General features: G+C 71.6%; 14 protein-coding genes. 9 read left to right on the top strand and 5 right to left on the bottom strand.

Annotated features, from left to right (window positions below; translation table 11 throughout):
* Nucleotides 1–81 precede the first annotated feature (81 nt).
* Together OG852_RS33025 and OG852_RS33020 are read left to right on the top strand one after the other, a co-directional pair.
* On the top strand, nucleotides 82–663 hold the full coding sequence (locus tag OG852_RS33025) for an RNA polymerase sigma factor (RefSeq protein WP_330349859.1): 582 nt from the start codon (nucleotides 82–84) through the stop codon (nucleotides 661–663).
* Nucleotides 660–1139: a hypothetical protein gene (locus tag OG852_RS33020; RefSeq protein WP_330349858.1), complete on the top strand. Its 480-nt coding sequence runs from the start codon at nucleotides 660–662 to the stop codon at nucleotides 1137–1139. Before OG852_RS33025 ends, OG852_RS33020 begins: the two co-directional genes overlap by 4 nt.
* On the opposite strand, the gene OG852_RS33015 is transcribed toward OG852_RS33020, so the two are convergent.
* Nucleotides 1117–2037 (bottom strand): helix-turn-helix transcriptional regulator, encoded by a 921-nt coding sequence (locus OG852_RS33015; protein WP_133911779.1) that lies wholly within the window; start codon nucleotides 2035–2037, stop codon nucleotides 1117–1119. The genes OG852_RS33020 and OG852_RS33015 overlap by 23 nt on opposite strands.
* Before the next feature lie 101 nt (nucleotides 2038–2138).
* Between OG852_RS33015 and OG852_RS33010 the strand changes: the two genes are divergently transcribed.
* The 3 genes from OG852_RS33010 (at nucleotide 2139) to OG852_RS33000 (ending at nucleotide 5153) form a co-directional block, all read left to right on the top strand.
* Complete coding sequence (locus OG852_RS33010) at nucleotides 2139–3578, top strand: MFS transporter (RefSeq protein WP_330349857.1); 1440 nt, start codon at nucleotides 2139–2141, stop codon at nucleotides 3576–3578.
* 133 nt (nucleotides 3579–3711) lie between these two features.
* On the top strand, nucleotides 3712–3930 hold the full coding sequence (locus OG852_RS33005) for a hypothetical protein (RefSeq protein ID WP_133911777.1): 219 nt from the start codon (nucleotides 3712–3714) through the stop codon (nucleotides 3928–3930).
* A gap of 80 nt (nucleotides 3931–4010) precedes the next feature.
* Nucleotides 4011–5153: a serine hydrolase domain-containing protein gene (locus OG852_RS33000; RefSeq protein ID WP_133911776.1), complete on the top strand. Its 1143-nt coding sequence runs from the start codon at nucleotides 4011–4013 to the stop codon at nucleotides 5151–5153.
* Between the two features lie 12 nt (nucleotides 5154–5165).
* Here OG852_RS33000 and OG852_RS32995 read toward each other — a convergent pair whose 3' ends face one another.
* From OG852_RS32995 to OG852_RS32985, 3 genes are all read right to left on the bottom strand, one after another.
* Entirely contained in the window at nucleotides 5166–6068 is a 903-nt protein-coding gene (locus OG852_RS32995; protein WP_133911775.1) for a UTP--glucose-1-phosphate uridylyltransferase, read from the bottom strand.
* Nucleotides 6069–6155: 87 nt separating this feature from the next.
* Nucleotides 6156–6755, bottom strand: a complete 600-nt coding sequence (locus tag OG852_RS32990) for a TetR family transcriptional regulator (protein ID WP_330349856.1) — start codon at nucleotides 6753–6755, stop codon at nucleotides 6156–6158.
* Between the two features lie 24 nt (nucleotides 6756–6779).
* Entirely contained in the window at nucleotides 6780–7790 is a 1011-nt protein-coding gene (locus OG852_RS32985; protein ID WP_330349855.1) for an aldo/keto reductase, read from the bottom strand.
* A 143-nt stretch (nucleotides 7791–7933) separates the two neighbouring features.
* On the opposite strand from OG852_RS32985, the gene OG852_RS32980 reads away from it, so the two are divergent.
* Nucleotides 7934–9052, top strand: a complete 1119-nt coding sequence (locus tag OG852_RS32980; RefSeq protein WP_133911772.1) for an endonuclease/exonuclease/phosphatase family protein — start codon at nucleotides 7934–7936, stop codon at nucleotides 9050–9052.
* Between the two features lie 83 nt (nucleotides 9053–9135).
* Here the strand turns inward: OG852_RS32980 and OG852_RS32975 are convergent, their stop codons facing one another.
* Nucleotides 9136–10518 (bottom strand): glycine--tRNA ligase, encoded by a 1383-nt coding sequence (locus OG852_RS32975; RefSeq protein ID WP_133911771.1) that lies wholly within the window; start codon nucleotides 10516–10518, stop codon nucleotides 9136–9138.
* Between the two features lie 183 nt (nucleotides 10519–10701).
* On the opposite strand from OG852_RS32975, the gene OG852_RS32970 reads away from it, so the two are divergent.
* From OG852_RS32970 to OG852_RS32960, 3 genes are read left to right on the top strand one after another with little or no spacing between them, the layout of a single operon-like run.
* On the top strand, nucleotides 10702–11658 hold the full coding sequence (locus OG852_RS32970) for a metal ABC transporter substrate-binding protein (RefSeq protein ID WP_330349854.1): 957 nt from the start codon (nucleotides 10702–10704) through the stop codon (nucleotides 11656–11658).
* Between the two features lie 20 nt (nucleotides 11659–11678).
* A complete protein-coding gene (locus OG852_RS32965; RefSeq protein WP_133911769.1) occupies nucleotides 11679–12446 on the top strand; it encodes a metal ABC transporter ATP-binding protein in 768 nt (255 codons plus the stop codon).
* Complete coding sequence (locus OG852_RS32960; RefSeq protein WP_330349853.1) at nucleotides 12446–13369, top strand: metal ABC transporter permease; 924 nt, start codon at nucleotides 12446–12448, stop codon at nucleotides 13367–13369. Before OG852_RS32965 ends, OG852_RS32960 begins: the two co-directional genes overlap by 1 nt.
* Nucleotides 13370–13559 lie beyond the last annotated feature (190 nt).

Here is a 13559-nt window from a genome sequence, read left to right as displayed (position 1 = left end):
TGAGAGGGCCGTCCGCCGTTCCCGTAACGCTTTACGGGTGCCGTGCCAAGAACAGGTGCAGCCGATGCGAAGGAGGCGCCTGTGGAGGGCGGGGAGCGGACAGGGCTCTTAGGGGAGTTCGAGGAGTTCTACCGGCGGCATGTGGACGCGGTGACCCGGTTCGTGGCGCGGCGGGTCGACGATCCGCACACCGCCGCCGACCTGACCGCGGAGATCTTCCTCGCCGTCCTCGACTCGGCCCACACCTACCGGCCGGGCCTCGGCAGTGAGACGGCCTGGCTGTACGGCATCGCACGCAACGTCGTCTCCTCGGAGCGGCGGCGCGTCGCGCGGGAGGCGGAGCGTGACCGGCGGTTCTCGGGGCGCCGGCTGCTGGAGGCCGACGACATCGTCCGGCTGGAGGACAAGCTCGACGCGGAGAGCCCCGGCCGACGGCTGCTGGCCGCGCTCGCCCGGCTGCCCGAGGGGGAGCGGGCGGTGATCGAGCTGGTGGCGGTGGACCAGCTCACGGTCACGGAGGCGGCGGCCGCGCTCGGCATCCGCCAGGTCACGGCCCGGGTGCGGCTGCACCGTGCCCGCAAGGCGCTCCGCGCGGAGGCGGAGGCGGAGGCGTCGGTGGTGCCGGAGATGTCAGTGCTGTACGTCGTCAGAGGTGAGGCATGAGCGCGCGGGAGAGCTTCGAGGACCGGCTGCTGGCGGAGCTGACGCGGGAGATCGCGCTGCGGGAGGAGGCGGTGACGGTTCCCGGTCCACGACGGCTCCTCACCCGGCGCCGGGTCTCGCTCGCCCTGGCGGCCTGTGCCGTCGCGGCGGCGGTGGCGATCGCGGTACCCGGGTCGGCGGGCGGGTCGCGGGCGTACGCGGTGGAGCGGCACGGTGACGGGAGTGTGACGCTGACGATCAAGGAGGCGGGCATCGGTGTCGAGGACCGGCAGGCGCTGACGAACGTCCTGAGCAAGGACGACATCGAGGTGGTGGAGTGGGGCCCCAGGGCTGTCCCCCACTCCTGTGTCGAAGCGGCCGGACAGGTCTCGGTCATCGCGTGGGACAAGTCCGGCCGCCCCACGACCATCCGGAGCTGGCGGCGGCCCGTGGTCCTGCACCCCGGTGACAAGGTCACCCTGTGCCCGTCCCGTTGAACATCAGATACAGCTTCTCCAGCCGCGCCCGGCACTCCTCGTCCACCGGTGTGTACGACACCAGCCGGGCCCCGTGGTCCGGGCTGAGCCACAGGTCCGTGTGGTGGAGGGTGAGGAGGCCGACGTAGGGGTTGCGGAACTGCTTGACCTTGGTGCGGCCGACGACGACCTCGTAGCGCTCCCAGTTCTCGCGGAACTCCGGGGACTCCGCCTGGAGCCGTTTGACCAGCATCTTCCAGGCCGGCTCGGAGAGATGGCCGGCCATGGAGGCGCGGAGCTTGGCCGCCATCAGCCGCATGGTCTCCTCGAGGTGGACGATCGCGGACCGCCAGTCGGGGTGGGTGTGGACGAGGAGCATGCAGTTGCGGTCCTCGGGCGGGATCGCGTCGAGGTCGCAGAAGAGGCGGGCGTAGGCGCGGTTGTAGGCCAGGATGTCGTAGCGGCTGTTCTGGACGCAGGCGGGCAGCGGGTCGAGCTGGTCCAGGTGCATGCGCACGGCGTCGGTGATGCCCTCGCAGTTCGCGGCGGGCGTCGGGTCGGTGGCGGCGGCGAGCTGGAAGAGGTGGGCGCGTTCGCCGCCGTCGAGCATGAGGGTGCGGGCGAGGGCGTCCAGGACCTGTACGGAGACATGGATGTCCCGGGCCTGTTCGAGCCAGGTGTACCAGGTGACGCCGACCGCCGAGAGGTGAGCGACCTCCTCGCGGCGCAGCCCGGGCGTACGGCGGCGGGCCCCGCGCGGGAGACCGACCTGCTCCGGGGTGATCCGCTCACGGCGGCTGCGCAGGAAGGCGGCGAGTTCGTGCCGCCGTATCTCCGAGCCGCTGCCCGCCGCGGCGGGGGCCGCGGTTTGCCGGGCCGCGGTTTGCCGGGCCGCCGTTTCCTGGGCCATCGTCGTCATGCCTCCAGCGTGCCGGGGCGCGGACCCTGTTGCCAGGTACTGCCGCTACCAGGATAAGAACACTCTGGTACCCGTCTGGGGTGCGGCGCAGGCTCGGGGACGTGACCCAGTCAACGACCACCACCACCGTCCCGCCGGGCGCCCGCACCGCGGCCCCGGCCCGTCCCCTCGGCTCCCTCGGGCTGTTCACCGTCCTGCTCGGCGCGGCGCTGCCCCTCATCGACTTCTTCATCGTCAACGTGGCCCTGCCGACCATCGGCCGGGACCTCGCGGCGAGCGAGTCCGTCCTGGAACTCGTCGTCGCCGGGTACGGGGTCGCGTACGCCGTGCTGCTGGTCCTCGGCGGCCGGCTGGGCGATCTCTTCGGCCGGCGCCGGCTCTTCCTCGGCGGGATGGCCGCCTTCGGGCTGACCTCGCTGGCCTGCGGGCTCGCGCCCGACGCGTGGTCGCTGGTCGCGGCGCGGGTCGCGCAGGGCGCCTCGGCCGCCGCGATGGTCCCGCAGGTGCTCGCCACCATCCAGTCGTCCACCGAGGGCCCGCGCCGCGCCAGGGCGATGAGCCTGTACGGCGCCACGGCCGGCCTGTCGATGGTCGCGGGCCAGATCCTGGGCGGCGTCCTGGTCGCGGCGGACATCGCCGGCACCGGCTGGCGTTCGGTGTTCCTGGTGAACGTCCCGGTGGTCGTCGTGGGCCTGGTCCTGGCCGTGCGGACCGTCCCGGAGACGCGCTCGCAGCACCCCGAGCCGGTGGACGGCCCCGGTACCGTCCTGCTCGCCGCCGCCCTGCTGACCCTGCTGGCCCCGCTCACCGAGGGACGGGCGGCCGGCTGGCCGCTGTGGACCTGGCTGTCGCTGGCCGCGTTCCCGCTGGTGGCGGCGGCGTTCTACGGCGTCGAGCGGCGCGCCGACCGCCGCGGCCGTACGCCGCTCGTCCCGCCAAGCCTGTTGGCGCTCACCACGCTGCGGCGCGGGCTGACGATCATGGCGCCGCTCGCGGTGGGCTTCAGCGGGTTCATGTTCGTGGTGGCGGTGGCGCTGCAGAGCGGGGCGGGTCTCGGCCCGGTCCGGGCCGGTCTGGCGCTCGCGCCGATGGCCCTGGCGTTCTTCCTGGCCTCGCTCGCCGGTCCCCGGCTGGTGGCCCGCTTCGGGTCGCGGGTGGTGACGGCGGGGGCGGTGCTCCAGGGCGTCGGTGTGCTGCTGATCCTGCTGACGGTGCGCGCGGACTGGCCGGACGTGGGTGTCCGGGAGCTGCTGCCGGGCACGGCGGTCGCGGGCGCCGGGCAGGCGTTCCAACTGCCGGTCGTCATGCGGATGGTGATGTCGGAGGTGCCGCCGGCCCGGGCGGGCGTCGGCAGCGGGATGATGGTGACCACCCAACAGGCCTCGCTGGCCCTGGGCGTGGCCACCCTCGGCACCCTGTTCCTCTCGCTGGTCCCGGGGTCGGGCATGCGGGACGCCCTGGTGACGACCCTGGCCGTGCAGGTGGCGGGGGTGGTGGCGACGGGCCTGCTCAGCCTGCGCCTGCCCCGCCGGATCGGCTAGGGCCGGTCCCCGGCCCCAGCCGGCCCAAGAGCACGGCTTGGTCAACTCGGGGCCGGACGTAACCCGTTGCTGTCGCCCGTGCTGCACACTCCTTGCTGGCCGAGTTTGCCCGGACAGGGACGCTGGAGGCGTCATGCCGCAGATCGATCAGAGCAAGGTGAGCCGCTGGGACCAGCACGGGCGCGAGCATGTCGTCCGGGTGCGCAAGGCGGGCGTGCAGCGCACCATCGAGTGCGACACGTGCGGCTGGCGCAAGGGCGCCCAGTTCCTGCCCTGGCTGAAGGCGGCGGAACACCTCGCCGAGGCCCACCAGGCGACGGTGGACCCGTCGGGGGGACCTGCCGGGCGATGAGTTCCGGGCGCGCGGTGAGTCGTAGGTGTCGTAGCCGACAGCGCACGAGGGCGCTGTTCCCGCACCGGAGGGCCGACGGCATGAGCACGCTTGACTCCACCCTGCGACGGTACGTCGACGACGGGACGGTTCCGGGAGCGGTGGGCCTCGTGGCCCGTGGGGACGAGGTGGAGGTCGTGGCCGTGGGCTCGGTCGACGCCGACGGTTCCGCCCCGATGGCCCGTGACTCCCTGTTCCGGATCGCGTCGATCACCAAGCCGCTCACGGCGGCCGCGTTGCTGATGCTGGTGGACGAGGGGGTCGTGGGGCTGGACGCTCCGGTGGCCGAGTGGCTGCCCGAGCTGGCCCGTCCCCGGGTGGTCCGCACCCCGTCCGCTCCCGTGACGGACGTGGTCCCGGCGGCCCGTCCGATCACCGTGGAGGATCTGCTGTCCTCCCGTCCCGGCTGGGGCTTCCCCTCCGACTTCACCCTGCCGGCGGTGCGGGAGCTGTTCGGGGTGCAGAAGGACGGACGGGCACCCCAGGCGTACCCGGCGCCGGACGTCTGGCTCACGGAGCTGGCCCGGGTGCCGCTGCTGTACCAGCCGGGCGAGGCATGGCTGTACGGCACGGCGTCGGATTTGCAGGGCATCCTGATCGCGCGGGCGTCGGGCCGGTCCCTGCCCGAGTTCCTGGCGGAGCGGCTGCTGGAGCCGCTGGGCATGAAGGACACGGCGTTCGAGGTCCCGGAGGGGAAGCGGGCCCGTCTGACGACCGCGTACCGTCCCGACGGCGCCGGCGCGCTGGAGGTGGCGGACCGTCCGGACGGCCAGTGGAGCGGCCTCCCCGCCTTTCCTTCGGGCGGCGGGGGGCTCGTCTCGACGGCCGACGACTGGCTGGCCTTCGCCCGCCTCCTGCTGGAGGGCGGCGGCGGGCTCCTCTCCCCCGCCTCGGTGAGCCGTCTGACGAGCAATCACCTGAGCGCGGTGCAGCGGGAGAGGGCGCGGCTGTTCCTGGAGGGCCAGGGCTGGGGCTACGGCGGCCAGGTCGACGTGGCCCCCCTGGACCGGTGGAACGTGCCGGGCCGCTACGGCTGGGTCGGCGGCACGGGCACCACGGCCCACGTCGTCCCGGCCACGGGAACGGTCACGATCCTGCTGACACAGGTGGCGATGGAGAACCCGACGCCGACCCCGCTGATGCGGGACTTCTGGCGGTGCACCGCCACGGCGGACGCGGCCTAGGTCGGACGTGGCCTAGGAGGCGGAGTCGTCGAGGTCGCTGACCAGGCCTCGCAGCAGGGGGCCGTACTCCGGGTGGGCGAGGGCGTGGGCCATCTGGGCGACCAGGTAGTCGGCGGGGTTGCCGGTGTCGTACCAGCGGCCCTGGATGACCTGGCCGTAGACGGCGCGGGTGGCGGCGTAGGCGTTGATGGCGTCGGTCAGGTAGATCTCGCCGGTGCGGTGCTCGTACCAGCGGCGGGTCTGCTCGCGCAGTTCGTCGACGATGCCGGGGGTGATGACATAGCCGCCGATGGCCGCGTAGGAGGAGGGCGCGGCGGTCGGCTCGGGCTTCTCGACGAGGCCGGTGATGCGCAGGGTGCCGCCGCCGAGGTCCTCCTTGACGAGGGGGACGCCGTAGCGCTGGGAGTCGGCGGGGTCCATCGGCATCAGGGCGAGGACGGGGCAGCCGGTCTGCTCGTAGGCGCGGATGAGCTGCTGGGCGCGGGGGACCTCGGCGACGAACACGTCGTCGGGCCACAGGACGAGGACGGGCTCGTCGCCGAAGGAGCGGGCGGCGTTGAGGACCGGGGTGCCGTTGCCGTAGGGGCCGCGCTGGTCCAGGTAGGTGATGTGTCCCTTGCGGGCCAGCTCGGCGATCTCCTCGACGGCGTCCGCGTAGGCCGGCTTGCCGTCGGCGCGGAGCTGTTCGACGAGGGCGGGGTTGGGACGGAAGTGGTCCTGGATGAGGGACTTGCCGCCGGAGACGACGATGGTGATGTCCGTGATGCCGGAGTCCACCAGCTCGCGCACGGTGTGCTCGATCACCGGCTTGTCGCCGACCGGGAGCATCTCCTTCGGGGTCGCCTTGGTCAGCGGCAGCAGACGGGAGCCGAGTCCGGCGGCGGGGATCACCGCCCTGCGGATCGTCGGAGGCATCTGGGTCTCTCCCGGTTCGTGTCAGGTCCGTCGTGGTCGGCGGCACACTCTAACGCGCGGAACCGTTGGCCCGTACAACCGGCTCGTTCAGCCCGCCGCCAGCCCTCTCACCAGCAGTTCCACGAGTTCCTCGAAGTCCGCTTGCGCGTCGGGCCGTTCCCACACGGCCAGATAGCCGGGGTCGTGGAAGCGGCCGGTGGCCTGGAAGACGGCGCGGGCGGCGACGGCCGGATCGGGGACGGTGAAGGCGCCGGAGGCGAGCCCCGCCGTGATGATCGTCGCGAGCTGGCCGGTGAGGTCGGCGATGTGCTCGCCGACCGCCTCGCCGCTCTCCTTGGTGAGCACCAGATAGGTGGCGAACAGCTCCGGATCGTCGCCCGCCTTGCGCCGCTTGGCCTCGAAGAGCGCGGCGAGCCAGTCGCGCAGCCGGGTCTGCGGGGGGCGCGCCGGGTCGGTGGCGATGCCGGCGAGCGCCTCCGACGTACGGTCCAGCCACCGCTTGGTGACCGCCTCGCGCAGCGCCGCCTTCGTCCGGAAGTGCCGGTAGACGCTGCCGTGACTGACCCCGAGCGCGCGGGCCACGTCCACCACGGTGGCCTTCGCCGGGCCGTGGCGCCGCAGCACCTCCTCGGTCGCTTCGAGGATGCGCTCGGGGGTCAGGGTCTCGGAGGACTGCGGCGGGGCCATGGTCAGACGGTACCGGGGAAGGTGTCAGCGCTCGCTGTCGAGGCTTTCCATCGCCGCCGGCGCATAGCGCTCGCCGGCCGCCGCGCCGTCCGGAACGGCCTCCTCGATCGCCGCGAGGTCCGTCTTGTCGAGTACGACGTCCAGGGCGCCCAGCGACTCCGCGAGCCGCTCCCTGGAGCGGGCGCCGATCAGCGGGACGATGTCCTCGCCCTGGGCGAGCACCCAGGCGATCACGGTCTGGGCGACGGAGACGCCCTTGCGGTCGGCGACCTGGCGCAGGGCTTCGACCAGGGTCAGGTTGTGGCGGAGGTTCTCGCCCTGGAAGCGGGGCGAGTAGGTGCGGAAGTCGCCTGTGTCGAGCTGCCGTTCGGCGGTGAAGTGCCCGGAGATCAGGCCCCGGCCGAGGACGCCGTACGCGGTGACGGAGATGCCCAGTTCGCGGGTGACGGGCAGGATCGACCGCTCGATGCCGCGGGAGATCAGCGAGTACTCGATCTGGAGGTCGGCGATCGGGGCGGTCGCGGCGGCCCTGCGGATCGTCTCGGCGCCGACCTCGCTGAGGCCGATGTGACGGACGTACCCCTGCTGGACGAGTTCGGCGAGGGCGCCGACCGTCTCCTCGATCGGGACGTCGGTGTCGAGGCGGGCGATGCGGTAGACGTCGAGGTGGTCGACGCCGAGGCGCTGGAGGGAGTAGGCGGCGAAGTTCTTCACGGCGGCGGGCCGGCCGTCGTAGCCCAGCCAGGAGCCGTCGGGGGCGCGCAGGGCGCCGAACTTCACGCTGACCAGGGCCTGCTCACGGCGGGCGGCGGGCGCGGTGCGCAGCGCCTCGCCGATCAGCAGTTCGTTGCTGCCCATGCCGTAGAAGTCGCCGGTGTCCAGCAGGGTGACGCCGGCCTCCAGTGCGGCGTGGATCGTGGCGAGGGACTCGGCGCGGTCCGCGCCGCCGTACAGAGCGGTCATGCCCATGCAGCCGAGGCCGAGGGCGGAGACCTGCGGGCCGGTGCGGCCGAGGGGGCGGATGGGGAGGGTCATGCCTCCACCCTGGCATGACGGATGACAGATTTCAATATCTGTCAGTCCATACCTGTCCGCCTTCCATGCTGTCGACGCGACACAGCACGCCACTGCCCGGAAAATGGGAATTGTCCGCGAACAGTCACCTCCCAGGAGGAGCCATGACGATTCGTATCGGCACATTCAACGCGGAGAACCTGTTCCGCCGCCCCAGGGTCTTCGAGCTCCCGGACGACCAGGAGCGCCGGCGGGTCCTCGCCGACTTCGCCGAACTGGTCGGCCTGCTGGACAAGGACGTCTACGGCGACGACGACAGGACGCGTATCGCCGAGATCATCAAGGAGCACCGGGCCTGGGACCAGAACCCCCGGCACGAGCCCCCGCCGTTCGTCGTCAACGAGACCCGGGGCGGCTCCGCCGCGCTCTTCAGGACGCATCCCCCGGAGGACGATCCCGTCATCGAGGTCATCGCCAAGGGCCGTGGGAAATGGACCGGTTGGGCCGAGCTGGTGCGGTCCGAACTCAACTGGGACGTGGTCCGCAACACCGGCCGGGTGGTCGCCGAGGTCAACGCCGACATCCTGCTCACGGTCGAGGTCGAGGACCGGCTCACCCTGGACCGCTTCAACCGGCAGGTCCTCGGCGGGGCCCTGGGGAAACGGCCCTACCCGTACAGCATGCTGATCGACGGCAACGACCCGCGCGGCATCGACGTCGGCATCCTCAGCCGCCACCCCATCAGCTCGATCCGCTCGCACATCTTCGATCTGCGCCCGAACGGCGATCCGGTGTTCAGCCGGGACTGCGTGGAGTGGGAGATCGCGGTCAACGGGACCCCGCTGTGGATCCTCGGGAACCACTTCAAGAGCAAGCGGGGCGGCGGTTCGGCCGGCGCGGCGCTGCGGCTGGCCCAGGGCGAGCGGGTCGCGGAGATCTACACGCACGCCCTCGGACGCTCCCCCCGCGTCCTGGTCGCCGGCGACCTCAACGACTCCCCCGACAGCCCCGCGGTCAAGAAGCTGCTCGCCACCGGGGCCCAGGACGCGATGAGCCACCCCTCGTACACGGGCGACCTCGGCACCTTCGGGACCGGCCACTCCCTCGACCAGAAGATCGACTATCTGCTGTGCTCGCCGGAGCTGTTCGGGAAGGTGCAGCACGTGGACGTGGAGCGGCGCGGGGTGTGGGCGCCGAAGTCCTTCAAGTCCTTCGACACGGTCACCTCGAAGGCCGACGAGGCCTCGGACCACGCGGCGCTCTACATGGACGTCGACCTGTAGGCACCGCGGGACGACAGGCCGAGAGGCCGGTTCCGGTGGGTCTCCCCGCCGGAACCGGCCTCGTGGTGTCGTGCCGTGTGCGCCTAGCAGCCGAGCAGGCGGCCCGCCAGGTAGCTCTCGATCTGGTCGAGGGAGACGCGCTCCTGCTTCATGGAGTCACGCTCGCGCACGGTGACGGCGTTGTCCTCGAGGGTGTCGAAGTCGACCGTGACGCAGTACGGCGTGCCGATCTCGTCCTGGCGGCGGTAGCGGCGGCCGATCGCGCCCGCGTCGTCGAACTCGATGTTCCAGTGCTGGCGCAGCGCGGCGGCGAGGCCCTTGGCCTTCGGGGACAGCTCGGGGTTGCGGGACAGCGGCAGGACCGCGACCTTCACCGGGGCGAGGCGGTGGTCGAGGCGCAGGACCGTGCGCTTCTCCAGCTTGCCCTTGGCGTTGGGGGCCTCGTCCTCGACGTAGGCGTCGAGCAGGAACGCCAGCATCGCGCGGCCGACACCGGCCGCCGGCTCGATGACGTACGGCGTCCAGCGCTCGCCGGCCTCCTGGTCGAAGTAGGAGAGGTCCTGGCCGGAGGCCTTGGAGTGCGCGCCGAGGTCGTAGTCGGTGCGGTTGGCGACACCCTCGAGCTCGCCCCACTCGTTGCCGCCGAACTGGAAGCGGTACTCGATGTCAGCGGTGCGCTTGGAGTAGTGGGAGAGCTTCTCCTTGGGGTGCTCGTACCACCGCATGTTCTCCTCGCGCAGGCCCAGGCCGGTGTACCAGTTCCAGCGCTGCTCCATCCAGTACTCCTGCCACTTCTCGTCCTCGCCCGGCTTGACGAAGAACTCCATCTCCATCTGCTCGAACTCGCGGGTGCGGAAGATGAAGTTGCCGGGCGTGATCTCGTTGCGGAAGGACTTGCCCACCTGCGCGATGCCGAACGGCGGCTTGCGGCGCGAGGTGGTCTGCACCTGGGCGAAGTTGGTGAAGATGCCCTGGGCGGTCTCGGGGCGCAGATAGGCGATCGAGCCGGTGTCCTGCGTCGGGCCGAGGTGGGTGGAGAGCAGGCCCGAGAACTGCTTGGGCTCGGTGAACTGGCCCTTCGTACCGCAGTGGGTGCAGTTGATGTCGGCCAGGCCGTTCGCCGGGGGACGGCCGTGCTTGGCCTCGTAGGCCTCCTCGAGGTGGTCCGCGCGGAACCGCTTGTGGCAGGAGGTGCACTCGGTCAGCGGGTCGGAGAAGGTGGCGACGTGACCGGAGGCGACCCAGACCTCGGGGGCCAGGATGACGGACGAGTCGATACCGACCACGTCCTCGCGCGACGTCACCATGTAGCGCCACCACTGGCGCTTCAGGTTCTCCTTGAGCTCGACACCCAGCGGTCCGTAGTCCCAGGCGGCACGCTGGCCGCCGTAGATCTCACTGCAGGGGAATACAAAGCCACGGCGCTTGCTCAGGCTGACGATGGTGTCGATCTTGTCGGCGGCCACGGTGCTCTCTTCATAACGACGACGGGCGACGAAGCGAGATGCTTCCAGCGAATGATTCAGGGTACCGGCGGGGGCTCCCCCTGAACCAAATCGGTTCCCTTACCCGACCCTTAACCGGCCCTTGCCGCGATCCTTGCCGCAGCTTGTTGACAACGGTTTCCATATTTGTTGAAAATGACTGTCATGAACGTACGGCGTCAGCACATATCCGGCATAGCCATGGCGGCCACCGCCGCCCTCGGCCTCGGCACCCTCACCGCCTGCTCGGGGGCCAGTGCCGCCGGCAACACCGACAGGTTCGACGTCGTCGCGTCGTTCTACCCGATGGCCTTCCTCGCCGAGCGGATAGGCGGCGACCACGTCCACGTCACCAGTCTCACCCAGCCCGGCCAGGAACCGCACGACCTGGAGATCAGCGCCCGGCAGACCGCGCAGCTCCAGGAGTCCGACGCGGTGCTCTACCTCAAGAACCTCCAGCCCTCCGTCGACGACGCGGTGGCCCAGTCCGAGGTCAAGACCAAGATCGACGCCTCCGCCCTCACCTCCCTGGAGAAGCACGGCAACGAGGTCGGCGGCCACGCGGCCGAGCACGACGACCACGCCGACGAGGAGCTGTCCGGCCTCGACCCCCACATCTGGCTCGACCCGGTGCGCTACGCACAAGTCGCCGAGGGCGTCGGCAAGGCCTTCGAGAAGGCCGACCCGGACCACGCGGCCGACTACAGGGCCAACACGGCGGCGCTCGTGAAGAAGCTCGACGCCCTGAACACCGAGTTCAAGGACGGGCTCGCGGACACGAAGACCAAGGTCTTCATCACCACCCACGCCGCCTTCGGCTACCTCGCCGAGCGCTACGGCCTGACCGAGGAGGCCATCAACGGCCTCGACCCCGAGTCGGAGCCCAGCGCGGCGCGCGTGAAGGAGCTTGAGAAGATGGCGAAGGCCGACGGCGTCACCACCGTGTTCTACGAGACGCTCGTCAGCGACAAGACCGCGAAGACCATCGCCTCCGACGCCGGACTGACGACGGACGTCCTCGACCCGATCGAGGGCATCACGGACAAGTCCCGCGGCAAGGACTACTTCTCGGTCCAGCAGGCGAACCTCAAGGCGCTCCAGAAGGCCCTGGGAGCCAAGTGACAAGCCGATCGGAGAGCGGCATGACGGAGCCCGTCATTTCCCTGCGCGCAGTCCGCGCCGACCTGGGCTCGCGCCCCGTCCTGCGGGGCATCGACCTCACCGTGCACCGCGGTGAGGTCGTCGCGCTGCTCGGGGCCAACGGCTCCGGCAAGTCGACCGCCGTCCGCACGATCATCGGCCAGGTGGCGACCGCCGCCGGGGAGATCGAGCTGTTCGGCACCCCGCGCCGGCGGTTCCGGGACTGGGCGCGGATCGGGTACGTCCCGCAGCGCACCACGGCCGCCGGCGGCGTCCCCGCCACCGTCACCGAGGTCGTCTCCTCCGGCCGCCTCTCACGGACCCGCTTCGGCGTCTTCCGCAAGGGCGACCGGGAGGCCGTACGGCACGCCCTGGACCTGGTCGGCATGGCGGACCGGGCGAAGGACAACGTCGACGCGCTCTCCGGCGGCCAGCACCAGCGCGTCCTGATCGCCCGCGCCCTGGCCTCCGGGCCCGAGCTGCTGATCATGGACGAGCCGATGGCCGGCGTGGACCTGGCCAGCCAGGAGGTGCTGGCGCAGACCCTGAAGGACCAGGTCGCGGCCGGTACGACGGTCCTCCTCGTCCTGCACGAACTGGGCCCCCTGGAGCCGCTGATCGACCGGGCGGTCGTCCTGCGCGACGGCTGTGTCCAGCACGACGGCCCACCGCCGAAGGCCGTCGGCCAGCACGCCCTGCCCGGCCACGACCACGTACACCCGCATGCACCGGTAGGTGCCGAACCGCTGCGCACAGGACTGCTGAGCTGATGGACTTCCTCGACTACGCCTTCATGCAGCGGGCCCTGCTCGCCGCCGTCCTCGTCGGCATCACCGCCCCCGCCGTCGGCATCTACCTGGTCCAGCGCCGCCAGGCCCTGATGGGCGACGGCATCGGCCATGTCGCGATGACCGGCGTCGGCCTCGGCTTCCTGCTCTCCACGTCCCCGGTCTGGATGGCGACCGCGGTCTCGGTCCTCGGCGCGGTGCTGATGGAACTGATCCGCTGGTACGGCCGCACCCGCGGCGACATCGCCCTCGCCATGCTCTTCTACGGCGGAATGGCCGGCGGCGTGATGTTCATCAACCTCGCGCCGGGCGGCTCCAACGCCAACCTGACCTCGTACCTCTTCGGCTCCCTGTCGACGGTGTCGGAAACCGACGTGACGTCGATCTGCCTGCTGGCCGCGTTCGTCGTCCTGGTCACTGTGGGCCTGCGCCGCCAGCTCTTCGCGGTCAGCCAGGACGAGGAGTTCGCGCGCGTCACCGGCCTGCCGGTCCGCGCCCTGAACCTGCTGACGGCGGTCACGGCGGCGGTGACCGTGACGGTCGCGATGCGTGTGGTCGGCCTGCTGCTCGTCTCGGCCCTGATGGTCGTCCCGGTGGCCGCCGCCCAGCAGCTCAGCCGCAGCTTCGCCGCGACCTTCGCGATCGCCGTGGCGATCGGCGTCTGCGTGACCATCGGCGGCACGGTCACCTCGTACTACCAGGACGTACCGCCCGGCGCGACGATCGTGCTGCTGACCATCGCCGCGTTCATCACGCTGAGCGTGCTGGCCGCCCCGCTGGCCCGCCGCCGCGCCCGCGCGGCAGCCGCCGCCCACCCGGCCGCCGACCCGGCGGAGTGCACGATTCCGGCCACCCCGGGGGCCGGCGACGGGGTCGGCCTTCCGGGGCAGGCCACAGGACGGTGACAGTGCTGGTCGGCGCCGGTGACCGGGGTCCGGTGCGGGCAGCCGCAAGGCGGAGGAGGGCGTCGACGCGGAGCGCCGGCAGCCGAGGACAACGGGGCAGACGCGCGCACCGGACCCCGCGTCCGTGGCCTGATCGGAAGGCCGACCCCAGGCCGGCGTCCGACCCGGCACAGGGCGGGCTGGCACAATG

The organism is Streptomyces sp. NBC_00582 (assembly GCF_036345155.1).
Classification (GTDB): domain Bacteria; phylum Actinomycetota; class Actinomycetes; order Streptomycetales; family Streptomycetaceae; genus Streptomyces.
This window is presented reverse-complemented; position numbering and strand designations above follow the sequence as displayed.